Raw genomic sequence first — 22,989 nt, forward strand, 5'->3', positions numbered from 1 at the left:
GTCCTGATATGGGAGCTGGTCCGCGAACTCCCCTGTGCGCCCGCGGCGCATCATCGCCGCATCTTGAAGCCGGACAGATGGCAGCATCCGACTAACTGCGTCAGAAAGCCAATTAGCCCTTGCTTCTTCCGGGGCGTCCACAGATGAGCCTAGTACCTCCTTTTCTTAGAAGGTGAGTCGTGATTCAAGATCGGGATGATCCCCGAAGCAAGAGAAGTTCGCCTTTCGAGGAAAGATCGCAATGTGCTTGAGGCGTGTTGTCGCTCACCGGTGACGTTGCAGCGCGATTTGAAGCGAGCGCGGATAGTTCTGTTGGCGGCGGACGGGCGCAGCACCCGCTCGATCGCCAAAGAAGTCGGGGTCCAGCCGCGGATTGTCAGCCTTTGGCGGCACCGCTATGCCGATCATGGCCTTGAAGGGCTGCAAGACAAGCCGCGACCCGGCAAGCAGCCGATCTATACGAAGGCTACCGACAAGCGGATTCTGAAGCTGCTGGACAAGCCGCCCCCGCAAGGGTTTGCGCGCTGGACCGGCCCTCTGCTGGCCGGGGCGCTGGGGCGATGTTGACGTCCAATATGTCTGGCGGTTCCTGCGCAGCCACAAGATTGATCTCGCGGCTCGCAAGTCCTGGTGTGAAAGCAACGACCCGAACTTTACGGCCAAAGCCGCCGATGTTGTTGGCCTTTACGTCGCCCCGCCCGCAAAGGCCATCGTGCTATGCGTGGACGAGAAGCCTTCGATCCAGGCATTGGAGCGAGCGCAGGGTTATCTGAAGTTACCCAATGGCCGCGCCTTGACCGGCCAGAGCCACGATTACAAGCGGCATGGCACTACAACATTGTTTGCGGCCCTCGAAGTTGCCACCGGAAAGATCATCGCGGCTCATTCAAAACGCCGTCGCCGCGTCGAGTTTCTTGACTTCATGAACAGCGTCACCGCGGCCTTTCCGGACCGAAAGATTCACGTCATCCTCGACAACCTCAACACCCACAAGAAAAACGAGCACTGGCTCAAGGCCCACCCCAACGTGCAATTTCATTTTACGCCGACAAGCGCGTCCTGGCTCAATCAGGTCGAGGTATGGTTCTCGATATTACAGGGCCAGTCGCTTAGCGGAGCCTCCTTCACAAGCCTCAAGCAGCTTCAGGAGCACATCGATGCCTACGTCAACGCGTACAACGACAAAGCCGAGCCCTTCCTCTGGACCAAGAAAAAGGTCCGTCAACGTCGCTTCCAAGGCCGCCGTATCACTCAGCTATGATTCCGGGTACTAGTCGCGGGCGCTCGCGCGCCGACGACCGGAGCCGCCAGACCGCGTTTCTGCCCACTCGGGTGATGATCGTTGCCGCAAGCTGTTCTGCCTGGCTCGCGCTTCTGCGGAGTCGGCGTGTAGTTGCGCGCCACGATGGAGTGCGGCCAGGCGAGGTCATCCAACGTGACTGCGCGTGTTTGATGCGAAGGCAGCACGAAGAAGTGAAACGGACTGACCACTTCCCACGCGCTCGACAGTGCAGTTGCTACGCCCGAACGATCTTCTATGCAGCTCTCATGGCCGGTGGTTCGTCGACGATGAGACTCCAATTGTTCGCGGCGACGACTGACTGAGCGGAAGCGCCGATATCGCTTCGGCCGACAACGCATTTCCTCCTTCCGACCTGAGCTGCGGCGGCCGGACCACGTATCTGCCGGCGCGATGCTGCGAGTCTCTGACCCGGAAAAGCGCGTGCAGGAGAGTGCGGACCACCGTTGGAGCAGGTCCGACCCCGCTCTCCGTGGATGGCTTTCCTGGTCCTCCGCACGGCCTTCCACGATCAACCCTCATCAGGGGTCGGCTATGCGAGCATGCCGCCGCTGCGGCTCCGCCTACGCGGTGATCGCGGCCGGTTGAGGACACTGACGGACGCCATCGAGCGGGGATCGGCCTCGCTTCACAAGATGGAGCCCTCAAATGTCGTACGATCTTTCTCTCGCCCAGTTAAACGCGTTCGAACTCGCCCGCACCCTCATGGTCCCGGTCACGCTGTTCGAGGTCGATGGAGAATACGGCGTCATGCCGAGCGACGAACTCGACGACGCTGATCTCGTGGTTGTTCACGAATACGATCCGCATCAGTTCGGCCCGGCTCATTGAGCCGGGTTCGCCCAGACGGCCGCGTGCCGCTTGCGAGCGGGCGGCGGCAAGGGAAGCTGCGCCGCGGCTGGCCGATGCGATGGCGCTGCGCGCCCCGCATGATTCACCAGTTGCCAGCCGCGCCCTTGCCCCCTTCGCCCTTCGCGGCGGAGGCGAGTGGGTCCCGCGAGGTGCGGGACAAGGAAAATCAAGCGGGAAAGGTCCGGCGCGCAGACGCGCCGGAGAAAGGCAATGGAAAAGAAGGATATCGAGGAGTTGAAAGACCGTGTGCTCTGCGCGGCGGTACTCGAACAGGCCGGGTTCACGATCGACATCAAGGAGAGTACGCGCAAGGCGATCAAATACCGGCGCGTTGACGACATCATCATCGTGATCCACGGCGGCAAGGGCTGGTTCGATGCACTGTCGGATGCCAAGGGCGACGTGTTTTCCCTGGTCGAACATCTCGACGGCATCGGTTTTGCCGAGGTGCTGAAACGGGTCTCGGACCTCGTCGGTTTCGTGCCGGTCGAGCCGGTATGGATACGGCGTTCGCGCGCGCAAGATCGCGATCTTGGCATTCCCGACCGCTGGCGCGCGCGGCGTATCCCATGGCGAGGGTCCGCGACATGGCGCTATCTGCGCGACGAACGCGATGTTGCGGAGACCGTCATCCGCGCTGCAATCGCGCAGGACCTACTCCGCGAAGGGCCTCGCGGCAGCATGTGGGCGGCGCATGTGGATGATAACGGCATGGTCACCGGCTGGGAGGAGCGCGGGCCGCAATGGCGCGGCTTCTCGACCGGGGGTGCGAAGGTGCTGTTCCGGTTCGGTCGGGCTGACGCGCCGCGTATTTGCGTGACCGAAGCGGCGATCGACGCCATGAGCCTCGCTGCGCTGGAGTGCGTCCGGTCCAACAGCCTCTATCTCAGCACGGGCGGCGGCTGGTCACCGGCGACGGAGGCCGCGATCCGAGCGCTCCTGGTGCGGCCGGGCGCATCGCTTATCGCTGCGACCGACAGCAATGCGCAGGGCGATAAATACGCGGATCGCCTGATGGCGGCAGCGAGCGAGACCGGGTGCGGCTTCGAGCGCCTTCGTCCGACGGAGGTCGACTGGAATGCCGAGCTTAAGGCGAAGGAGCGGAAAGATCGGGAACGAAGGGGAGAAGAGAAATGGGAAACCCGGCTGCCGCATGCCCGGCCGTCGCGTCAAGGGTGAAGCTTCGCCCGCGTGCCGCGGCCCTTGACCCGCCGGACCGGAGAGGCGGCCGCGGGTGGAGGTCAGGAAGGGCTGAAGGTGATGGCGAAATCGGAAGGATGAGCCGCGCTCCGGCCTGACGAGGCTGAAAGGAGCCCGCTCATGACCCTCTCTCCGATCCGCAAAGTCTATCAGGGCATCGCCGACCGCCGGCAGATGTTTCGCATGTTCGACCGCCACGCACAGCGGGCGAAACGTTCGTCGGACGATGCCGCTCTCTATCGCGGAAAATGGTTCGAAATCGACCAGGTCGGCCATGATACCATGTTGGCGATCCTGCCGCCGCTTTGGATCAAGGCTGAGATGTTCGCGCTGCGCGAATTCCTCACTGACTCGATCACCAGCGTCTTCTTTTCACTCACGATCGATGATCGTTTGCGCTTCTTCCACGCCTATTGCGATCTCTTCGACAAAGGCTCGCCCGACCGCATGCGCGCCGCAATCGTCGAACGGGAATCGCGGCCGCTGAAGGCGATGACGCGCGAGGAGAGGCTCGAGCACATCTGGTCGAGCACGCATGACGATTATCGCGGCTATGCAGACGACGGCTGGGCCGAGCACCTGCGTGGCAGGCGCACGGTGTTGGTCTACGGCGGGCAGCGCGGCACGATGCTGAAGCTTCTCGACCAGCTCACCGACGCCGAGATCTCGGCGAAGCTGCCGGTACATCTGCGCTATCTGCCTGACGCGATCGCGGCGTGAGGGAGGATGTCATGGCAGACTACCACTCACCGACCGTCGTGCAGCCGAATATTCCCGCCGCGGACATCACGCCGCTGGAGCGGCTGATCCTCGGTCTCGCCTTCGATGCGGAGGATGAGGAGGACGGTGTCTATTTTCATATTTGGTGCGGACCGAGCGACATCGTCACTTTGTCGGTTGACGATCTACGTGCCGCTTGCGACGCGTCGCGCGACCACGGCGAAAGCAGCATCGGCAAACATGTCAGTGCGTTGCTCGCGCGATCTGACGCAGAAGCGGGCGACGACCCGCCGGACGACATCGACGTCGACCTCACGGAAGGCGACTGCGGTTGAGACCGGATGTTTCAGGACATCGTGCGCCGCTCAGCCACGATCGACGAGATCGTGGTCACGACGTTTTATATCTGCACGAAAATGCGGCCGGACGGTTTTTGGCGGCAGCGTGATGCTCATCACCGCCAACGCCATCCGCTGTCGCTCCACTGTCGACGTGCTTGAAGAGTTCTGGAACGAGGCCGCGAAGGAATCATCCGCTCCCCGAGCTTCTCCCTCCGAAGCGACCTCATAGGTCGCGAGACCACGCGAACTTCGCGATAGCCTGGCCGCACGCCGGGCTTCGCGTTTCCGCTGCCGGCGAAACCGGCCGCTCCAATCCGACCGATGCGAACGCCGTCGCCTGCCAGCCAGCGGGACGACGGCACGCGCCCTCATCACAAGGAGAGTTTCCAATGGCGCATGACGACCCTTTCACCCTCGACCTCTTCGGCAACACCGCGGTGTCATCCGGCCTCGGCCTCGGCGTCACCGCCTTCGCTGGCGACACCTTCGATCCGGACGATGACGACGATCCCGATCCGGCTACTCCGGCCCCCGCGATCCCGGTCGCGGCGGTCGCGCGGTCCGCACCATCCGCGCGGCGCGAGCGCGGCGCAAACTTCCATCTTGCCGGCGACCGCGCCCTGGCGAAGAGCTGGAAGGACCGCGCCCGCGACAACATCGCCGCCGTTCGCCTCGCAGCCGCGATCGAGGCCGAGGAGCGTCCGGCGAGTCTTGAAGAGCAGAAACAGTTGATCCGCTTCACCGGCTTCGGCGCATCCGAGCTTGCCAACTTCGTCTTCCGGCGGCTTGGTGAGGCCGCGTTTCGCAAGGGCTGGGAGGAGATCGGCGAGGACCTAGAGGATGCGGTCGGCGATCTCGACCATGCCTCGCTCGCGCGCTGCACGCAGTATGCACACTTCACGCCGGAGTTCATCATCCGCGCGATCTGGCGCGGGCTTCAACGGCTTGGCTGGCGCGGCGGCCGCGTGCTCGAGCCCGGCATCGGCACCGGTCTGTTTCCGGCGCTGATGCCGGAGGGGTTGCGCAAAACCTCGCACGTCACCGGCATCGAGCTCGATCCGGTCACGGCGCGCATCGCGGGCCTGTTGCAGCCGCGGGCGCGGATCATCCGCGGCGATTTCGCTCGCACAGAGCTGCCTGCGAGTTTCGACCTCGCAATCGGCAATCCGCCGTTTTCCGATCGCACGGTGCGCTCGGATCGCGCCTATCGCTCACGCGGCCTGCGCCTGCATGATTACTTCATCGCCCGGGCGATCGACCTGCTGAAGCCCGGCGCGCTCGCCGCCTTCGTCACCAGCTCCGGCACCATGGACAAAGCGGATTCCTCCGCCCGCGAGCACATCGCCAAATCCGCAGACCTGATCGCGGCGATCCGCCTGCCCGAGGGCAGCTTCCGCGCCAGCGCCGGCACGGACGTCGTCGTCGACCTGCTGTTCTTCCGAAAGCGGAAGATCGCCGAACCCGAAGGCGACCTGTCCTGGCTCGACATCGAGGAGGTTCGTCCCGCGATAGAGGACGAAGCTGCCATTCGCGTGAACCGATGGCTTGTGCAGCATCCTGACTTCGTGCTCGGCACGCACGCGCTCGCCTCTGGACCTTTCGGTGAGATGTACACTTGCCGTCCGCGCCGCGGCGAGAGTCTCGGCGTGGCGCTCGCCGACGCCGTCAACCTTCTTCCGGAAGCGATCTACGGCGTCGAACCCGATGTGATCGACCCTGATCTGCGGGACGGAGACGACCAGACAGGCGCCGATTTGCCGTCTGAGCGGCATGTGCGCGAGGGCAGCTATTTCTTCGACAAGGCCCGCGGCTTGATGCAAGTCCTCGATGGCCAGCCCGTCGCCGTGAAAGTACGCAACGGCCGCAGCGCCGATGGCATCCCGGAGAAGCATGTCCGCATCATCAAAAAGCTGATCCCGATCCGCGATGCCGTGCGCGGGGTGCTGAAGGCCCAGGAACTCGACCGGCCGTGGAAGGAGGCGCAGGTCAGGTTGCGCATTGCCTGGTCGAACTTCGTCCGCGACTTCGGTCCGATCAACTTCACCACGGTCTCCACGACGGAAGACGAGGAAACGGGCGAGGTGCGCGAGACGCATCGGCGTCCGAACATCCAGTCCTTCCTCGACGATCCTGATTGCTGGCTGGTCGCCTCGATCGAGGATTATGACCTCGAGACCAATACGGCGAAGCCGGGTCCGATCTTCACGAAGCGGGTGATCTCTCCGCCCGCGCCGCCGGTCATCACCAGTGCGGCCGACGCCCTTGCCGTCGTTCTGAACGAACGCGCGCGCGTCGATGTCGACCATATTGCGGAACTCTTGCATCGTGATGGGCAGGACGTCATCGCTGAGCTCGGCAGCGCCATCTTCCGCGATCCGGCCGACGGCTCGTGGCAGACGGCCGACGCCTATCTCTCCGGCCATGTCCGCGACAAGCTGAGGGCGGCAGAGGCCGCCGCGGCGCTTGACCCGTCCTATCAGCGCAATGTCACCGCGCTTCAGGGCGTGCAGCCTGCCGATCTGCGGCCCTCCGACATCACCGCGCGCCTCGGCGCGCCGTGGATTCCGGCCGCCGACATCGTCGCCTTCGTGCACGAGACGATGGGCGCCGAGATCAAGATCCACCACATGCAGGAACTGGCGTCGTGGACCGTGGAGGCACGCCAGCTCGGATGGATGGCCGCCGGAACGTCGGAATGGGGCACCGATCGCCGCCATGCCGGCGAACTCCTGGCCGATGCGCTGAACAGCCGGGTCCCGCAGATCTTCGACACGATCAAGGACGTCGACAGTGAGCGGCGTGTGCTCAACGTCGTCGACACCGAGGCGGCGAAAACGAAGCTCTCGAAGATCAAGGATGAATTCCAGCGCTGGATCTGGTCCGATCCGGATCGCACCGACCGTCTGGCGCGGGTCTACAATGACCGCTTCAACAACATCGCGCCACGAGCCTTCGACGGCTCGCATCTGAAGCTCCCGGGCGCCTCTGGCGCCTTTTCTCTTTATGGGCACCAGAAGCGCGGCATCTGGCGGATCGTGGCGGCCGGCTCGACCTATCTGGCCCACGCCGTCGGCGCCGGCAAAACCATGACTTTTGCCGCCGCCATCATGGAGCAGCGCCGGCTCGGCCTGATCGCGAAGGCGATGCTGGTCGTTCCTGGCCATTGCCTGGCGCAGGCGGCGCGCGAGTTCCTGGCGCTCTATCCCTCGGCTCGCATTCTGGTCGCCGACGACACCAACTTCACGAAGGACAAGCGCCAGCGCTTCCTGTCGCGCGCCGCGACGGCGACCTGGGACGCGATCATCATCACGCATAGCGCGTTTCGCTTCATCGGCGTCCCGTCGGCGTTTGAGCAGCAGATGATCCAGGACGAACTGGAGCTGTATGAGACCTTGCTGACCAAGGTCGAGAGCGACGACCGTGTCTCGCGCAAGCGACTCGAACGGCTGAAAGAGGGCTTGAAGGAGCGGTTGGAGTCGCTCGCGACCCGCAAGGACGATCTTCTCACCGTCTCCGAGATCGGCGTCGATCAGGTCATCGTCGACGAGGCACAGGAATTCCGGAAGCTCTCCTTCGCCACCAACATGTCGACGCTGAAGGGTGTCGACCCGAATGGCTCGCAGCGCGCCTGGGACCTCTACGTGAAGTCGCGTTTCATCGAGACAAAGAATCCGGGCCGGGCGCTCGTGCTCGCCTCCGGCACGCCGATCACCAACACACTCGGCGAGATGTTCTCGGTGCAGCGCTATCTCGGCTACGCCGCACTGTCCGAGCGCGGCCTGCACGAATTCGATGCATGGGCGTCGACCTTCGGCGACGTCTCGACAGAGCTCGAGCTCCAACCCTCAGGTAAATACAAGCCGGTCACACGCTTCGCCACCTTCGTCAACGTTCCCGAGCTGATCGCCATGTTCCGCAGCTTCGCGGACGTGGTGACGCCGGAGGATTTGCGGCAATACGTGAAGGTGCCGGCGATCTCGACCGGCAAGCGCCAGATCCTCACCGCGAAGCCGACCGCCGCTTTCAAGCGCTATCAGGTCCTGCTCGACGAGCGCATCAAGGCCATTGAGGAGCGCGACCGGCCGCCGGAGCCGGGCGACGACATCCTGCTCTCCGTCATCACCGATGGTCGCCACGCGGCGATCGACCTGCGACTGGTCGATGCCGACGAAGACAGCGAGCCGCACAACAAGCTCAACAATCTTATCTCCAATGCAATCCGCATTTGGCAGGAGACTGCCGGCAACGCCTATATCCGTTCCGACGGCAAGCCGTTTGAGCTCCCCGGCGCCGCGCAGATGATCTTCTCTGATCTCGGTACGATCAGCGTCGAGAAAAGCCGCGGCTTCTCGGCCTATCGCTGGATCAGGGACGAACTCGTGCGCATGGGCGTGCCGGCGTCCGAGATCGCCTTCATGCAGGACTACAGGAAGTCCGAGGCAAAGCAGCGTCTGTTCGGCGACGTGCGCGCCGGCAAGGTGCGGTTCCTGATCGGCTCGTCCGACACGATGGGCACCGGCGTCAACGCGCAGCTTCGCCTGAAGGCGCTGCACCATCTCGATGTCCCTTGGCTGCCCTCGCAGATCGAGCAGCGCGAAGGCCGCATCGTCCGGCAGGGCAACCAGCACGACGAGGTCGATATCTTTGCTTACGCCACCGAAGGGTCGCTCGACGCGACCATGTGGCAGAACAACGAGCGTAAGGCCCGCTTCATTACAGCGGCGCTCTCCGGTGACACGTCGATCCGGCGGCTCGAGGACCTCGGCGAGGGACAGGCCAACCAGTTCGCCATGGCCAAGGCCATCGCGTCCGGCGATCAGCGCCTGATGCAGAAGGCGGGGTTGGAAGCCGATATCGCGCGGCTCGAACGCCTCCGCGCCGCCCATGTCGACGACCAGCACGCGATCCGCCGCCAGGTCCGCGATGCCGAGCGCGAGATCGAGCATGCGACGCGGCGTATCGTGGAGATCGGCCAGGACATCGAACAGCTCTCGCCGACGTACGGCGAGTCCTTTGCGATGAGCGTGAAGGGACAGCGCTATGTCGAGCGCAAGCAGGCCGGCCGCGCCCTCATGCGCGAGATCCTCACCCTGATCCAGCTTCAGCAGCAAGGCGAAACGACCATCGCTTCCATTGGCGGCTTCGATCTTGAATATTCGGGCGAGCGCTTCGGACGCGATGGCTATCGCTATTCCACCATGCTGTTGCGAACCGGCGCCGAATACGAGATCGAATTACCGGTCACGGTGACGCCGCTCGGCGCGGTCTCCCGCCTCGAGCATGCACTTGCCGATTTCGAGGGAGAGCAAGAGCGCTATCGCCAGCGTCTTGCCGATGCCCGCCGGCGGCTTGTCGCTTACCAGTCGCGCGAAGGCGGCGACTTCGCCTTCGCCGGCGAACTCGCCGGCAAGCGGAGGCAACTCGCCGAGATCGACAAAGCGCTTGCCTCGGACATCGAGGGCGCCGGCGAGGCGAGGTCGATCGCTGCTTAGGCGCTCTCGCGCAAGTCCTCGAGCAGCTCCGGATGCTGGTCGAGGAGCCGCAACAACTGGCTGGTCGGACCGCTTGGCTCGACCAGGCCCCGCTCGTATTTATCGAAGGCGTTCTCGCCCACCTTGAGCAGACCGCCCGCCTCGCGCTGCGACAGCTTGAGCTTCTCGCGCACTCTTCTGATCGTGGCGGGAGAGGGAATGCCTTCGATCTCTTCCTTCAAAATCCGAAGCGCCGCATCGGTGATCGCCATGTCGTCACCGACATGGATGCCGTCGTCGCCATTGTCCGGATAATAACCGGGCAGTTCGACCGTGATGCTCTTACCCTTGTAGGTCACGATTAAGGGACGAACGCCGCGGCGCAGCGTCTCTCCTGTCTCCGGAGAGACCATTGTGTTGGGCACGTCCATCTTCGATGCCGCCATGGTCATTGCTCCTTGAACGACATGACCGTGAACTCGGTCACGACGTCCGCCTGGATCTTCACGTAGATCGTCACGCCGCGCGCCGGGACGTGGTAGACGTCCTGCCAGACGCGATGATCGGCGAAGGTCGTCATCGACTTGTAGAACATCCGCCGCTCGATTCCTGCGATCGTCTGGACCACCCGCGCGCGATCGAAGCCCAAAGCGACGGCGTCGCGCAGCGCGGATGAGGTGATCGCAAGCCTCTCGGCCGACCCGAGCGCCGTCTTGATCGCTTCAAGATCGTACGTCGGACGCCTCTTCTCCATACCATATGCCACCATAATGGGGGCAAATCAAGCAAAGGCGGGGTCGGATCGACCTTTGACGCCCCACGGATGTGCAGGGGGAGGAAAGAAGAGAGGGGGAAAAGGAGGGGCGGAAAGGCCCGCTCGCAGATCGGGCGGCCCGGTGACGCTGACGTTCAACCGCGGCCTGCCGCGATCCCGGCCCGTCGTCCTGCGCAGGGCTTTGGCCCTGCTGGTCCTGCCGGGCAGGGATGCTCGGCCGCAGTTGCACCGGCCCGTCCGCTCTGCGGGTCGGGGGATGTCTTCGGAAAGAAGACGCGAAAGGGCCGGTCGCGCCGGTCCGCAACCTCCAAAAGGAGCATTCCCATGCATCTCATCAAGGTCGATCCGCGCGGGCTGAAGGAAAATCCCGACCGCCTGCGACAGACGAAGTCCGCGCCGCAGGCCGACGCGCTGCTGCTGGCGACGATCAAGGCCGTCGGTATCGTGCAGCCGCCCGTCATCACGTCGGAATCCGGCGGCGGCAACGGCTACATCATCAATTCCGGGCATCGCCGCGTGAAGCAGGCGATCGCGGCGGGCCTCAAGGAAATCGACGTGCTCGTCGACGAGACGGCGGACGACAATGGCGCCATGCGCTCGATGATCGAGAACATTGCCCGTGAGGCGATGAATCCGGTCGACCAGTGGCGTGCGATTGAGCGTCTCGTCGCGCTCGGCTGGACCGAGGAGGCGATCGGCGTCGCGCTTGCGCTGCCCGTGCGCCAGATCAGGAAGCTGCGCCTGCTTGCGAATGTGCTGCCGGTCATGCTCGACCACATGGCCAAGGGCGACATGCCGAACGAACAGCAGCTTCGCACCATCGCCGCCGCCTCGCCTGACGAGCAGAAGGAGGTTTGGAAGAAGCACAAGCCGTCGAAGGCCGATCCACAGGTCTCGTGGTGGAGCGTTGCCCAGGCGTTGCAGAAGACACGCATGTATGCCCGTCACGCCAACTTTGGCGCCGATCTCGCACAGGCCTACGGAATCCAGTGGGTCGAGGATCTGTTCGCGCCGGCCGACGAGGACAGCCGTTACACGACGGACGTCGAAGCGTTTCTCGGCGCGCAGCACGAGTGGATGGCGAACAACCTGCCGAAGAAGGGCATCGTCGCCGAGACCACCAATTATGGCGAGGTGAAGCTGCCGCTGAAGGCCGAGCGGGTCTACGGCAAGCCGACCAAGTCGGATTGCACGGCGATGTATCTCGATCGCGAGGGCCGCGTGCACACGGTGCATTACCGGATGCCCGAAGCGAAGAAGCCGAAGGGCAAGGCCGCGTCCGGCTCGCAGAGCAGCGCAGAGGATGTCGGCGTGATCTCGAAGGCCCGTCCCGATGTGACGCGCAAGGGTGTCGAGATGATCGGCGATTACCGCACCGACGCGCTACGCGAAGCGCTTGGCCGGGCGCCGATCGAGGACGACACCCTGATGGCGCTGCTGATCCTCGCTTTCGCCGGCCAGAACGTGTCCGTCACCACGGGAAGCGGCGGCGTTAGCTATGGCCACAGCCGTCTGGCGAAACACGCGGCCGTGCTGTTCGACGCCGACGGCACGCTCGACTTCGACAGGGACACGCTGCGCGTTGCGGCGCGCGCCGTGTTGATCGACGTGTTCTCGTGCCGGGAGAATGCCACCAACAGCGGCGTCGTCGCTCGCGTCGCTGGAGCCACGATCGGCGCGGACGAGTTCCTGCCGAACATGGGCACCGAGGATTTCCTGTCGTGCCTGTCGCGGCCGGCGCTCGAGGGCTCGTGCAAGAGCACGCCGGTCCTGCCGCGCCAGCGGGTGCAAGATACCCGCGCCGCGCTCGTCGAGCACTTCAAGGACGAATGTTTCATCCATCCGGCTGCACTCTTTGCGCCCGATGCGGCGAAGCTCGCCGAATGGCTGGCGTCCAGCACGACGGACGATGCCGATGACGCAGAGGACGGGCTCGACGGCATCGCCGATGGCTCGTCCGGTGAGGACGCCGAGGCGTTCCGGGAGGCGGCCGAATAACCACGCGCTTTTTTCTTCCGAACGATCTGCCGCCGCCGGTCTCGTCGGCGGCGGTTCTGTTTCCACACCTTGAACCAACACGGAGGACACGATGTCCGCGCACACCATCTTCGATAACGCTCCCATCGGCTCGACCATCGCCTGGTCTGATCGGAGCCCGCAGCCACCGGCTCGCTTCAAGAAGAAGATCGCCGCCTGGCAGACCAACAACAGCAGCGGCCGCCTCATCCGCAAGCAGGGCGACCGAGCCGTCGGCAATGTCTCGCTCTCGGCGTCATTCACGCTGCATGAAGCGGATTACGGCGCCGGCGGCGTCATCGCGATCCGTGTCCATCGGACCTTCTCGCTGGATTCGACGCTGCACTTCACCATCCTCGAACGTCCGGTGATCGGATCCATCCGCGTCTTCAACCAGGCGGGAGACGGCGCGGAGCTCGTCTATCTCGTCTCGAACCATGCCGACGCGCAGGAGTGGCTGACGCGCCACGGCTATCCAAGCGCCGTCCTGGAGGAAGTGACGGCCGATGAAGTCGGGGCCGATATTGTCGAGGGGAGGACCGCGGCATGAATGCGTTATCTCCCACTCGCACAGACAATGAAGCCCCCGGTTTTCCGGGGGCTTCATTTGGCCGCAGTGCAGACGGTCTTCTCGTTGCGCGTGTCGGCGAGACCGCATTCGCCATGGCTCCGGCTCGCGACGGCCGGTATTTCCTCGTCACAGCCTGGCGCATCTCCCGCCCGATGAGCGAATGGACGCGCGCAGACTTCTACGGTTGTTCGGGCGAGCTCGCCGACGAAGACGCTTTCCGCGCAAGGGTCGCGGAAAATGCCGAGCACCAGCGCGAGCGCAAGGCGCTCGGGCGCGTTGAGGTATATTCGCGCGCTCATACGCCCTGGGGGGCTTCGCAGGGCGCGACCGTTAATGCCGAGGGCGTCGTTTCCCATTCCACCGCCGGTCACGGCGGATTCAAGCTGTCGGCCGCGCGAAACCGTCAGGTCCATCCGATGCTGCGATCGAAGGGCGGCTTTTATGAGGAAGATGCTGAATGGGCGATCGTCGCGATCACCTTCCCGCATCTGTTCACCAGCTACGAGCGCCGCTGCGCCGAGCGTACCGTCAAGGACAGCTGGCCGGATGCGTGGGAGACGATCTTCGGCACGATCCTGCAACCTGGCGAATCCTATGAAAAAGATCGTCGGGCATTCGAGGCGACGCACGCCGCGGATTGGATCGTCATCTCGGCGATCACCTCCGACCGCAAGAAGGGATTCGTCGAATGTATCGCCACGCTCGGCTCTCAGCGCGGCCCGGGCGTGGAGGAACGACGCTTTCTCGTTCCCTCGGCTGAATACAAGGTCGGACGGTTCGGCTTCGTCATCGATCCGGATCGCCACGCCATCGATGACGATTTCCAGCGGGGAACATCGTCATGAGCGCCTCGTCCGATACTGTAATTCGCCTCTCCCGCATGGAGGAAGCCCGGCGGCAGATTCAGCGCCAGCTCGACATGATCGACCGGCAGATCACGCGGCGCATGACCGCGGTGATCCCGCAGTTGAAGCCGCAGCACACATGCTATCGGCGCGGCAGGCCACCTAACCCGAGCGCGTTCCTCGAGCGCTATCGCGCGAACCTCGCCGCGATCACCGCCGAACGCCAGCCGGAGATTGACGCCCTTTCCCGCAAGCTCGCCCGGCAGGATGCGGCCATTGCCGCGTTCTGCCAGCGTCACGGTCTTACGCAGGGCAGCCTCGACAGCGCCGCTGCAGCCAGCGACGCCGCGCGCGATCGCGCCGGCGTTATGGCGCCGTCCCGCAGCCAGAGGGTTTGCGATCATGGATGACGCCACGCGCGCTGCATTCGAACGGTTGCTCGAGGTCGCGACGAGCGACACCGGCCAGTCGCGCCGGGTCGCGAACTTCATCTTCGCGTGGTGGAATGCCGACAGCCTCGGCGGATTCGACCTCGCCGACATGTTCGCGGTGGATCGTGACATCGCCCGCGACATGGCGATCGTCGCCGCCCGTCTCGCAGAAGCTCCGGCTGCGGAATATCCTAAAGGCCTACCGTGCCGAGATCGAGAACCTCATCAGGCTCTGGCGGCCGGAAGTCTGGGCGCGTTCGGTCGAAGCCTGACAGCGACGGTACTGTCCCGGTTGCCCCGACCGAGGGCTTTATGAGGAATCGGCGGCAGGTTTATCGCGATCCTTGCCGATCGGTTTTCTCTTCATCGTTCCGGCGCGCCGGACCTCCCCTCGGGTTTGTTGCGCTCGTAAACCGGCGGCCGGTCACTTCCAGGCCGCTGCGCGCCGCGTTGCGGCCGAGTCGCCGCCGATCTCGACAAAGCGGGTCCGCTTGCTGCGCGAGGGCTGAAAGCCCTGCTTGCGCGCAAACCCGCTCCGCTCGATTCAGCGTCCCCGGACCTGGAAGCGCCCGTCATTCCGCCGGTTTTTTTCGACCGCACCCGAAGGGAGGACCGGCAGGAGCCGGTCCAGGCCTTCAGGAAACCGAAGGAAAGGATATCCCGATGACCAAGAAACCCGCCGCTGCTCCCCGTCAGCCCGCCAAGGTCGTCCACCTCCGCAAGGGCACCACCCTCGAAATGGTCAGGTTCGCCTGCCCCGACACGAGCCAGGCCGCCCGCATCTCCGAAAGCTTCGGCCTTGCGATCATCGACACCGACGGCATCCGCGATCTTCACGAGCGCCTGATTGTCGAGACGGCCAGCAGCCTGAACGAAGGCCTCGGCGAGCGGGCGATGCAGATCCACCTCCAGCGGATCGTCGGCGCCTATGTCGGCTCCGCCCACGGGGCCGGCCAGTTCTACAGCCGCGCGGTGACGGAGGCTCGCGACGCCACGGCCAAGGTAGCCAATGACGTTCGCGACGAGGACCTCGACGGACCGGTCGGCTTCGACAGCGCCGCGCAGCGCAAGCGCGAGTTCGCCGCCGACATGGCCCTGCAGTCCCACGCACTCCGCATGGCGGCTGAGGGCGCAGTTGCAGCCTACGAGCAAGTCGTCGGCGAGCGCTGGAAACCCTTCGAGCGTCCGCTCGACAATCCCGGCCAGACACTCGACCGCAAGGCAGCCCAGGTCCAGATGGCGGCGTTCGGGTGAGGGCCGCCGGCGGGGCTTCGGCCCCGCCATTCTCTTCTCTCTATATTGTCAAATCGATCAAGTTCAGCAAGGAAGCTCATTGCGCGACCTCCGAGATGGGCCACGGCTGTGCGACGAAGCGAAGCCCATCGATGTCGAGCTTCGCATAAATCATCGTTGTCGCTCTCGATCGATGACGCAGAAGATCTCCTACCTCTTCCAGAGAGGCGCCGGCGCGCACCATATTTGTCGCCAGACTGTGGCGCAGAACGTGCGATCCAACATATGGTGTCGGGGGTTTCACTCCCGTCGCAGCGAACGCCTCTTTGAGCATGTCGTTGATGATCTGGCTGCCTTTGAAGGGACGATCGGGGGCTCGATGCGTTACGAACAGCGTGCGTGTGGTCGTCGAGGTTAGATCTTCCCGTAGATACCTGCTGATAGCTTCGCCAACGTCGGACAATCCAGTTACCAGGGCGACTGGACGTTCAGATTCCAAAGGCACAACGTTTCCTTACTCCAAAGATTGGAGCGCCTTCTTACACAACCACCGAAGGTCTGCACGACAGCATTCCGATTAGCTTAGGCCCGGGCACTCAATGCAGCCCACCTGATCGATGAACAGAGCTCGCGGGCAATTCCGCGCCGGCATGACCATGGATCGCAAAGGTCATTCCGATCCGCCTCAAGGGACGAGAACCTCTGTCGCGCGAAAGAGCTGGATTTTGTCATTCAATTGCATTACATTGGCGTTAGCAAGGAGGCAATCATGGCCGCGAATGCTCTCGTCCAGACCCGTATCGACGCCGACGTGCGGGACCGCGCATCGGCCGTGCTCGAAGGACTGGGACTGACCGTTTCAGATGCAGTGCGCATCCTGCTGACGCGGACCGCCAACGAGGGCGCGCTGCCGCTCGAACTGGTGACGAACGGCGAGGCGCATGACGCCTGGTTCCGGGCGAAGGTGCAGGAAGCGCTGGAGGACACCCGGCCCGATGTCTCTGATAGGCAGGCTGACGCATATTTCGCAAGCCGACGCGCAGCGGCGCGGAAAAAGGCCGACGCGAAATCGTGAAGCTTCTCTGGTCCGCCTTCGCGCTCGCCGATCGCGACGGCATCTTCACCCACTTCGAGGCTGATAACCCTCGCGCAGCGATCGTGATCGACGAGCGGATCGCCGCCGCGGTGCGCCTCCTCGTCGACTTCCCGGAGAGCGGCCGTCTCGGCCGTCTCGGCCGTCTCGGCCGTGTCGTCGGCACCCGCGAGCTTGTCATCAACGACACCCCCTATATCGCTGCCTATATCGTGACGGAGAATGCGATCCGGATTCTGCGCGTTCTGCACGGCACCCAGCGATGGCCCGACGAACTCCCCGAGGGCTGAAGCCCGCGTACCCCCCGCGGCGCACGCTGCGATCGAAGCTCACTGAGATTGACGAAGCGCGATGCCTCGCGTGTGGATCTTGCACATGATCGGTCTCCAATAAAAGAACTCAAGGGGGAAGAACGCTTGCTTTGCGCGGCTTTTCCTTGGGTTTGGTTGTGTTCTGACCAGCGTTTCGGCCGATCGGCTAAAGCTTCTCCGTTCGCAGGACGGGTTGGTTTCGTCCTGCGGTCTTGAACCATTCTCCAATCCGTGACCCTGATGCCGTTTGTCTTCGTGGCTTCGGTCACATAGTGGCGTTCGGCTCCCGGCTTCCCAATTCTCCTTTAAGAGCGCAACGAAGGCCTGCCAGGTTCGCTAAACGATCATCAGGACAGGCCGGGATGTCGTCGACGATGCACCTTCCTCGCCGTTGAGGCCGCGCCGCTCGTAGGGGCGCTGGTCACGCAGGATATGGAAGGTGATCGTCAAAAGCTTGCGCGCGATTGCGACACGCGCCTTGTTCGCTCCTCTGAACTTCAGGTGTTCATACTGGGCTCGAAGCTGCGGATCGGTGACGCCGGCCGGTGCGGCCGCCTCCACGAAAGCCCAGCGCAGCCGCTTGTTGCCCTGCTTGATGATCTTGCCGTGATAGGTCTTGCCCCGCTTGAATAGGTTGAGGGAACGAGACCCGCATAGGCGGCCAGCTTCTTCGACTTGCGGAAGCGGTGGATGTCGTCGATCTCGGCGTCGATCAACCTTAGAACTCACCGATGCCGGGGATCGTCTTCAGGAGCTTCACATTGCTGTTGGTCTTCGTCACCGCTCGGATGGTGGCTTCCGGGCGTCGCGGTCGAAACAAAGTGATATGGGGCTGGTGTGACGATCCCGTTCTTCGACGCCGCGCTCGCCCCTTTCTTCCGGAAGCAGGATTGACCTGCGACCGCAATGGCATGGCCGGTCGGCCGCTTGCGGACATATCGTTGCTTTGAGGGTCAGCTCACGCGATCCGCCAAGGCCCGTGCCCGACATCCCGTCGTGCCCGCCGTCGGCTCCGCGCCAGCGAGCGCCTGTCCCTCGCAGAACGAAGCCGGCGTATGTTCGCATGCCTGCTTGTCCGTTATGGTCCGACTCGACCTGGTTGGCGCCGGGCGGCATGACGATCTCGCATCGCTGTTACGAATCCGCCCCCGCGGCCTCTTCGTGCGACGGCCGCGCCAGGACTGAATCCGCACGCTTCTTGTCGCCCCGACCGCCATGTCATGCGCGAGCCGTCACCAGTTGGAGCTTGTGCTGGGCGTCCTGTTGGCGCGAGCACCGCGTCCTCACGTTTTCCGCATTGCTTGCGGAGTGGTCGCGGACTGCCATGTCGTGAGCGAAGGGGCGCCCTGCTGCTGATATTGGTCATCTCGCCATCGATGTCACCGGCAAGACGATGCTCTCGTGCATCCGTTCTCGTCGCCGCCCGCCGATGGATTTCGCCCTCCGACTGACTGATCCCCTAAGACCGTTCGATCACCAGCCGCAACCCCCGCGGCTCCGGACCGTGTTGGCGCTAAAGCGCCTGCCCGCACCACTCCGGGCCTTAGGGGTCGAGCTGACGCCAGGGCATCAGTGCTGGCAGCTCCCGACGGTCTTTTCCGGGGCTCGTCGGAGGGACGGTCCCTCGGACGGAAGCAACGGAGAACTCAAATGCAAAACATCGTCATTCTCGCCGGCAACATCGGCCAGGACCCGGAAAGCCGCAACACGCAGGGCGGCACCCGCATCACCCACTTCACGCTGGCCACCTCGCGCCCGCGCTACGAGGACGGCAAGGTCGTGCGAGACAAGGACGGCTATCGCGTGCAGGACACCGAATGGCACCGCATCACCTGCTTCAACGGCCTCGGCAAGACGGTCGAGCAGCACTGCGAGAAGGGCATGCGGGTCCTGGTCCGGGGCCGCATCCACTACACGAAGTGGCCCGACCAGCAGGGCAACGACCGCTACGGCTGCGAGATCATCGCCGAGACGATCGACTTCCTGAGCCGGGCGAAGCAGACCGAGAACGAGGACCGTGGCCAGTCCAGCGACGACGAAATCCCATTTTGAGCGAGATGGCAAGGGCCCGGCGTAAGCCGCCGGGCCTTCTGCTTGTCATTGACTCTCGGGTGCATCGCCGGGAACGTTCGGCTAACGCTCGGCGCTGGCATCGCCGTAGCCGCGCCGGCGCTTCGCGCGCTCCAGCCGGCCGAGCGCGTCGCCGGCATCCGTGCTGTCGTCGAAGGTTTGCATCATCGTCTGGCCGTTGGTGCCGATCCGGCCCCAGTTGCGGATCAACGACACTCCGCCGAACAGGGTCGGCTGGATCGAGAGCAGGTAGAACCGCCGCATGTTGCGGGCCGGATCGATGCGGCGAAGGTGAAGCGGGTGACGCTCAAACTCAGGCATGCACCGATTCTCGCGTCTTCAGGAATCGGTGTCCAATTAGAATAATGAATCGACCCGCCACGAATGATTCATTTTCCCGATGGTCAATTGCACCACGGATGCCGCGCACCGTCCCATCGGCGTGCGAGGCGTTCCGCCACGAGGATCTCGCCGATCGAGCGGCCGTCCCGCGTAACGGTGCGGAGCTTCCGTCCGTAGCGATCCTCGTCGCGCCAGCCGGCCGTGAGCGAAAACGGCCCGGCGTTGAGCAACTCGCGCAACCGGCTCTTGGCGGCCTCGCCCTTTATCCGCTCCGCCTCGCATCGTGGAGGACTCAACTCCGGCGCGTCGATGTCGGCAATGCGGATCTTCACGCGCGACAGCCAGAACGTATCCCCGTCCACCACGCAGGTGACGCGGCGGCCGTCACCACAGAACGGAAATGTCGCGGTGAGCATATCCGCTTTTGGAGCCGCGACCGCAAGGAGACGACCTGCGCCTACATCATAGTGATTGGCGGCGTAGATGCCAGCTGCGATCAGAACAGCGATAGCCCATCCCCATCTCAAGTGAGGTGCTCCTGCTGCGCCTGGCGTGGCTGATCGAACTTTTCGGCTGGCGTGTGAAGCGTTCTCCCGCATGCCAGATTATTTTCTTCCGGTCGGATCTGTTTTGCATGAGGGTGCTCAACTTGCGCGGCGTCTCTCCATGCATTTCCCTATGATAGGCGGACGAGTGTTATCATCTGCTTACGGCACGGGAAAGCTGGGCGAGCCCCTGCGGGGACGCCTCTACTCACGCCGGTAGGGCGGCGCTCCCGGAGCCCGCAAGCGGTCTCCGCGCCTTCGCCTGACGATCCTCTCGCGGTGCCGGACCCAAGCGTCGCCGCCAAATGGTAGGAAAGCTGCCGGCTTGGTCGCCGGATGTCGATCCCTCGTGTCATCGAACGGCTTCGCTGCGATGGTACGGGTCCTGGCCGGTACATGCTTTCATATCGCGCCGCCGGAACCAGATCGCGCGTCCGCATCGCAGCGGCGGATTCCCGGCGGTGAACACAATCTGCTCGTCGGTTCGCATGCGCAGGACCTCATGCGGCATGATCAGCGGGCGCCGGGCGAGCTGTTTCGATCGCGTCCGCGACGAGCCCGACATTTGTGATGACCGGCTGAGCTGATCAGCCTCGACTGTGGTGTCGCCGCAGCGCTTCGAGATGTAGTCCGCCGTCTCGGGATCGTTGATAGCCGAGAACGAGATCCAGGACGCGCTCTCGAACCATTTGCTGGTCGCGTCGCGGCCGCCATAGGCTTCCCGCATCTGGCCGATCGACTGATAGAGCATCAACAGGGTGATGCCGTATTTGCGGCCTGCGTCGCGGGCAGTCTCGAGGATGCGCAGATAGCCGAGGCGGGCGACCTCATCGAGCAGGAACAGGGTGTGACCGCTGACCTCGCCATTGCGATTGTAGATGGCGTTGAGCAGCGAGCCGATGATGACGCGGGCGAGGCCCGGATGGTTCTCCAGCGTCTTCAGGTCGAGGTTGATGAAGATGTCGGTTTGCCCGTCCGCGAGCTCGGCGGTGGTGAAGCTCGATCCCGACACCAGCGCTGCATAGTTGGCGTAGGAGAGCCAGTGCGTCTCCTTCGCCGCATTGGCGTAGACGCCGCTGAACGTCTCAGGCGTCATGGCGATGAACGGCGCGACGTTTTCCTTCACGAAGCCGGACGCCGAGTTGTCGTAGATCGCCTGAAGCCGCTGCCGCAGCTTCGGCTCCGGCTCGGAGAGGTTGGCGCGGACCTGGCGCAGATGCTGGTCCTTCTTTTCCGTATGGCCGGACAGGCAGATGTCGGCGACCAACGCCGTCAGCAGCTGCAGCGCCGAGGCGCGGAAGAAGTCGTCCCGTGCCGAGCCCTGGCGCGGATTGTCGGTCATGATCCATGACGCGACGGCGGCAATGTCCTCCTCCTTGGTCGCACCGTGCTGACCGACCCAGTCGAGCACGTTGAAACCGCCCTCTGGCGACCGCGGATCGAGCACGAAGGCCTGACGGCCGGCGTTCCGCCGATGCGTCAAGACCATCGGCGCGACTTCGTTGGACGGATCGAGGACGACCAGGCCGCCACCCCATTTGAGCGCGGTCGGCACTGTCACAGACGTCGTCTTGAAGCCGCCGGAGCCCGCGAAGACGATGGCATGCGACGAGCCGAAGGAGGCATCGAAACAGAGTAGCGGGGATTTGCCGCCGGCTCCCCATGTGTCCGCCTCGTCGGCGCGAAAGGCACGGTCGGCGACCGCATCCTGATCGACGCGATAGCGCTCGCCGACCACGATGCCGCCGGCCTCGGCGAACAGCCGCGCGGCCTCGGTCATCGCCATCCAGTCGGATTCGCCATGGATGGCGCGCCGTCCCCGGATGCGGCGTGGCGCGGCCGCCGCGAACGCGGCATTGCCGCGCATCGCCACGCGCAATCCGAACGCGGCCACGAGCGCCGCGATCGTCGCCCCGCCGATGGTCGAGGGATCGGCATAGGCAAGAAGCCGTTCTCCGGCCGGCACGGCGTCGGCGAAGGAATGCAGGCGCGCGATCTCGCGCGAAGCGGCAATGACGACGACGAGACAGCCGCCGGTCACGACACCCCATCCCGCCGCGCGGATCGCGTTGGCGCCGGCCGCCGCGAACAGGAAGATGACGGCGGCTGCGGCCGGCAGTGCATAGGGCAGGGCGAGGCCGATCCGGCCGAGCAGCATCCGGCCGCCCGGCGTCGTTCCGAACCGCGCCAGCCACGATTCCGCACCGGTCGTGGCGAGGCACAGCACCGCCATGAGGATGGCCGGCGCAATCGCGAGGGCGATCTTACGTGCCTTCATGGCCGAACGCCTTTGCGCCGATTGCCGTCAGGCGCTCGTGCTCCGCCTCGTTGCCGCGCAGACGGTCGGCGGCATCGATCAACAGGCCCAGCAGCAGCGCACGCTTTTCGTAGCGCAAGCCAGCCTTGGCGATCAGGCCGCCGAGCTCGATCTTCTCGCGCGTGTCCTTCTTGCGGGCCTCAACGGAATCGGAGCGGCGCATCCGCTCAGCCCTCTTGAGGCGCGCCCGCAGACGCGCCAGATGCGACGCCCGTGGCCGCCTTCGACGTCCGGCCGCCGCTTTTGCGAAACCTGCTCGCTACCTCCTCGAAGGCCGACAGCAGCATGGTCTCTTCAATCTCGATCTCGCCCAGTCCGGCCTTCAGCGCGACGCGGCCGATCCTCTCGGCCTCCCGCGTTTCAGCCTGCTTCAATTGCTCCTGAAGCCGGGCGATTTCGTCCCTGATCTGCCGCGATGGCTTTTTCATTCCGGACGACCTTTCCTGTCGTTTTCAGCGCGAAGCGTCTGACAGGAAAGCCCGGGAGAGCGCGGAGCGCGACCCCGTTAATTAACGGGGTCGGCGAAGCCGACACTTTGGAAGATCATCCCGCCGTT

Annotated in this window: 22 protein-coding genes and 3 pseudogenes; 16 read left to right on the forward strand and 9 right to left on the reverse strand. The window is 64.2% G+C overall.

What is annotated here, in order from left to right; all coding sequences use genetic code 11:
- Nucleotides 1-195: 195 nt before the first annotated feature.
- From NHAM_RS23665 to NHAM_RS23690, 7 genes and pseudogenes are all read left to right on the forward strand, one after another.
- Nucleotides 196-1,261, forward strand: a pseudogene (locus NHAM_RS23665) (IS630 family transposase).
- A gap of 687 nt (nucleotides 1,262-1,948) precedes the next feature.
- A complete protein-coding gene (locus tag NHAM_RS23670) occupies nucleotides 1,949-2,131 on the forward strand; it encodes a hypothetical protein (RefSeq protein WP_011505287.1) in 183 nt (60 codons plus the stop codon).
- A gap of 231 nt (nucleotides 2,132-2,362) precedes the next feature.
- On the forward strand, nucleotides 2,363-3,331 hold the full coding sequence (locus tag NHAM_RS23675) for a DUF3991 and toprim domain-containing protein (protein ID WP_011505288.1): 969 nt from the start codon (nucleotides 2,363-2,365) through the stop codon (nucleotides 3,329-3,331).
- 141 nt (nucleotides 3,332-3,472) lie between these two features.
- Entirely contained in the window at nucleotides 3,473-4,072 is a 600-nt protein-coding gene (locus tag NHAM_RS23680) for a DUF1419 domain-containing protein (RefSeq protein ID WP_011505289.1), read from the forward strand.
- 11 nt (nucleotides 4,073-4,083) lie between these two features.
- On the forward strand, nucleotides 4,084-4,407 hold the full coding sequence (locus NHAM_RS28785; protein WP_245270141.1) for a hypothetical protein: 324 nt from the start codon (nucleotides 4,084-4,086) through the stop codon (nucleotides 4,405-4,407).
- A gap of 6 nt (nucleotides 4,408-4,413) precedes the next feature.
- Complete coding sequence (locus NHAM_RS28790) at nucleotides 4,414-4,572, forward strand: hypothetical protein (RefSeq protein ID WP_245270142.1); 159 nt, start codon at nucleotides 4,414-4,416, stop codon at nucleotides 4,570-4,572.
- 230 nt (nucleotides 4,573-4,802) lie between these two features.
- Nucleotides 4,803-9,905, forward strand: a complete 5,103-nt coding sequence (locus tag NHAM_RS23690; RefSeq protein ID WP_011505290.1) for an Eco57I restriction-modification methylase domain-containing protein — start codon at nucleotides 4,803-4,805, stop codon at nucleotides 9,903-9,905.
- Here NHAM_RS23690 and NHAM_RS23695 read toward each other — a convergent pair.
- Nucleotides 9,902-10,330, reverse strand: coding sequence for a type II toxin-antitoxin system MqsA family antitoxin (locus NHAM_RS23695; RefSeq protein ID WP_011505291.1), 429 nt, complete (start codon nucleotides 10,328-10,330; stop codon nucleotides 9,902-9,904). The genes NHAM_RS23690 and NHAM_RS23695 overlap by 4 nt on opposite strands.
- Nucleotides 10,331-10,332: 2 nt before the next feature.
- Nucleotides 10,333-10,638 (reverse strand): type II toxin-antitoxin system MqsR family toxin, encoded by a 306-nt coding sequence (locus NHAM_RS23700; RefSeq protein ID WP_011505292.1) that lies wholly within the window; start codon nucleotides 10,636-10,638, stop codon nucleotides 10,333-10,335.
- 345 nt (nucleotides 10,639-10,983) lie between these two features.
- On the opposite strand from NHAM_RS23700, the gene NHAM_RS23705 reads away from it, so the two are divergent.
- From NHAM_RS23705 to NHAM_RS23730, 6 genes are all read left to right on the forward strand, one after another.
- Nucleotides 10,984-12,657 (forward strand): ParB/RepB/Spo0J family partition protein, encoded by a 1,674-nt coding sequence (locus NHAM_RS23705; RefSeq protein WP_011505293.1) that lies wholly within the window; start codon nucleotides 10,984-10,986, stop codon nucleotides 12,655-12,657.
- A gap of 91 nt (nucleotides 12,658-12,748) precedes the next feature.
- Nucleotides 12,749-13,225 (forward strand): hypothetical protein, encoded by a 477-nt coding sequence (locus NHAM_RS23710; protein WP_011505294.1) that lies wholly within the window; start codon nucleotides 12,749-12,751, stop codon nucleotides 13,223-13,225.
- Entirely contained in the window at nucleotides 13,222-14,091 is an 870-nt protein-coding gene (locus NHAM_RS23715; RefSeq protein ID WP_011505295.1) for a DUF7007 domain-containing protein, read from the forward strand. Before NHAM_RS23710 ends, NHAM_RS23715 begins: the two co-directional genes overlap by 4 nt.
- A complete protein-coding gene (locus NHAM_RS23720) occupies nucleotides 14,088-14,501 on the forward strand; it encodes a hypothetical protein (protein ID WP_011505296.1) in 414 nt (137 codons plus the stop codon). Before NHAM_RS23715 ends, NHAM_RS23720 begins: the two co-directional genes overlap by 4 nt.
- Entirely contained in the window at nucleotides 14,494-14,838 is a 345-nt protein-coding gene (locus tag NHAM_RS23725) for a DUF7673 family protein (protein WP_011505297.1), read from the forward strand. Before NHAM_RS23720 ends, NHAM_RS23725 begins: the two co-directional genes overlap by 8 nt.
- A gap of 347 nt (nucleotides 14,839-15,185) precedes the next feature.
- Nucleotides 15,186-15,776, forward strand: coding sequence for a hypothetical protein (locus NHAM_RS23730; protein WP_011505298.1), 591 nt, complete (start codon nucleotides 15,186-15,188; stop codon nucleotides 15,774-15,776).
- A gap of 76 nt (nucleotides 15,777-15,852) precedes the next feature.
- Here NHAM_RS23730 and NHAM_RS23735 read toward each other — a convergent pair.
- A pseudogene (locus NHAM_RS23735) lies at nucleotides 15,853-16,212 on the reverse strand (tyrosine-type recombinase/integrase); the annotation flags it as partial.
- Nucleotides 16,213-16,524: 312 nt separating this feature from the next.
- Here NHAM_RS23735 and NHAM_RS23740 point away from each other — a divergent pair.
- Both NHAM_RS23740 and NHAM_RS23745 read left to right on the forward strand, forming a co-directional pair.
- The gene (locus NHAM_RS23740) at nucleotides 16,525-16,830 is read left to right on the forward strand and encodes a type II toxin-antitoxin system RelB/DinJ family antitoxin (RefSeq protein WP_011505299.1); all 306 of its coding nucleotides are present in this window, start codon (nucleotides 16,525-16,527) and stop codon (nucleotides 16,828-16,830) included.
- Nucleotides 16,827-17,138 (forward strand): type II toxin-antitoxin system RelE/ParE family toxin, encoded by a 312-nt coding sequence (locus NHAM_RS23745; protein ID WP_011505300.1) that lies wholly within the window; start codon nucleotides 16,827-16,829, stop codon nucleotides 17,136-17,138. The genes NHAM_RS23740 and NHAM_RS23745 overlap by 4 nt, the downstream gene beginning before the upstream one ends.
- 357 nt (nucleotides 17,139-17,495) lie before the next feature.
- Here the strand turns inward: NHAM_RS23745 and NHAM_RS23750 are convergent.
- Nucleotides 17,496-17,973 (reverse strand): annotated as a pseudogene (locus NHAM_RS23750) (transposase); the annotation flags it as partial.
- Between the two features lie 836 nt (nucleotides 17,974-18,809).
- Here NHAM_RS23750 and NHAM_RS23760 point away from each other — a divergent pair.
- On the forward strand, nucleotides 18,810-19,211 hold the full coding sequence (locus NHAM_RS23760; protein WP_041359805.1) for a single-stranded DNA-binding protein: 402 nt from the start codon (nucleotides 18,810-18,812) through the stop codon (nucleotides 19,209-19,211).
- An 81-nt stretch (nucleotides 19,212-19,292) separates the two neighbouring features.
- Here the strand turns inward: NHAM_RS23760 and NHAM_RS23765 are convergent, their stop codons facing one another.
- The 5 genes from NHAM_RS23765 to traC all read right to left on the reverse strand — a co-directional run bounded on the left by NHAM_RS23765 (nucleotide 19,293) and on the right by traC (nucleotide 22,861).
- Nucleotides 19,293-19,550, reverse strand: a complete 258-nt coding sequence (locus NHAM_RS23765; RefSeq protein WP_011505303.1) for a WGR domain-containing protein — start codon at nucleotides 19,548-19,550, stop codon at nucleotides 19,293-19,295.
- Between the two features lie 83 nt (nucleotides 19,551-19,633).
- Nucleotides 19,634-20,098 carry a thermonuclease family protein gene (locus NHAM_RS23770; protein WP_011505304.1) on the reverse strand — a complete coding sequence of 155 codons (465 nt, stop codon included), beginning with the start codon at nucleotides 20,096-20,098 and terminating at the stop codon, nucleotides 19,634-19,636.
- 370 nt (nucleotides 20,099-20,468) lie between these two features.
- Nucleotides 20,469-22,394, reverse strand: coding sequence for a Ti-type conjugative transfer system protein TraG (traG, locus tag NHAM_RS23775; protein ID WP_011505305.1), 1,926 nt, complete (start codon nucleotides 22,392-22,394; stop codon nucleotides 20,469-20,471).
- Nucleotides 22,381-22,596: a type IV conjugative transfer system coupling protein TraD gene (gene traD / locus NHAM_RS23780; protein ID WP_011505306.1), complete on the reverse strand. Its 216-nt coding sequence runs from the start codon at nucleotides 22,594-22,596 to the stop codon at nucleotides 22,381-22,383. The genes traG and traD overlap by 14 nt, the downstream gene beginning before the upstream one ends.
- Nucleotides 22,597-22,600: 4 nt before the next feature.
- The gene (gene traC / locus NHAM_RS23785; protein WP_011505307.1) at nucleotides 22,601-22,861 is read right to left on the reverse strand and encodes a conjugal transfer protein TraC; all 261 of its coding nucleotides are present in this window, start codon (nucleotides 22,859-22,861) and stop codon (nucleotides 22,601-22,603) included.
- Nucleotides 22,862-22,989: the final 128 nt, after the last annotated feature.

This window comes from Nitrobacter hamburgensis X14 (assembly GCF_000013885.1).
GTDB classification, from domain to species: Bacteria; Pseudomonadota; Alphaproteobacteria; order Rhizobiales; family Xanthobacteraceae; genus Nitrobacter; species Nitrobacter hamburgensis.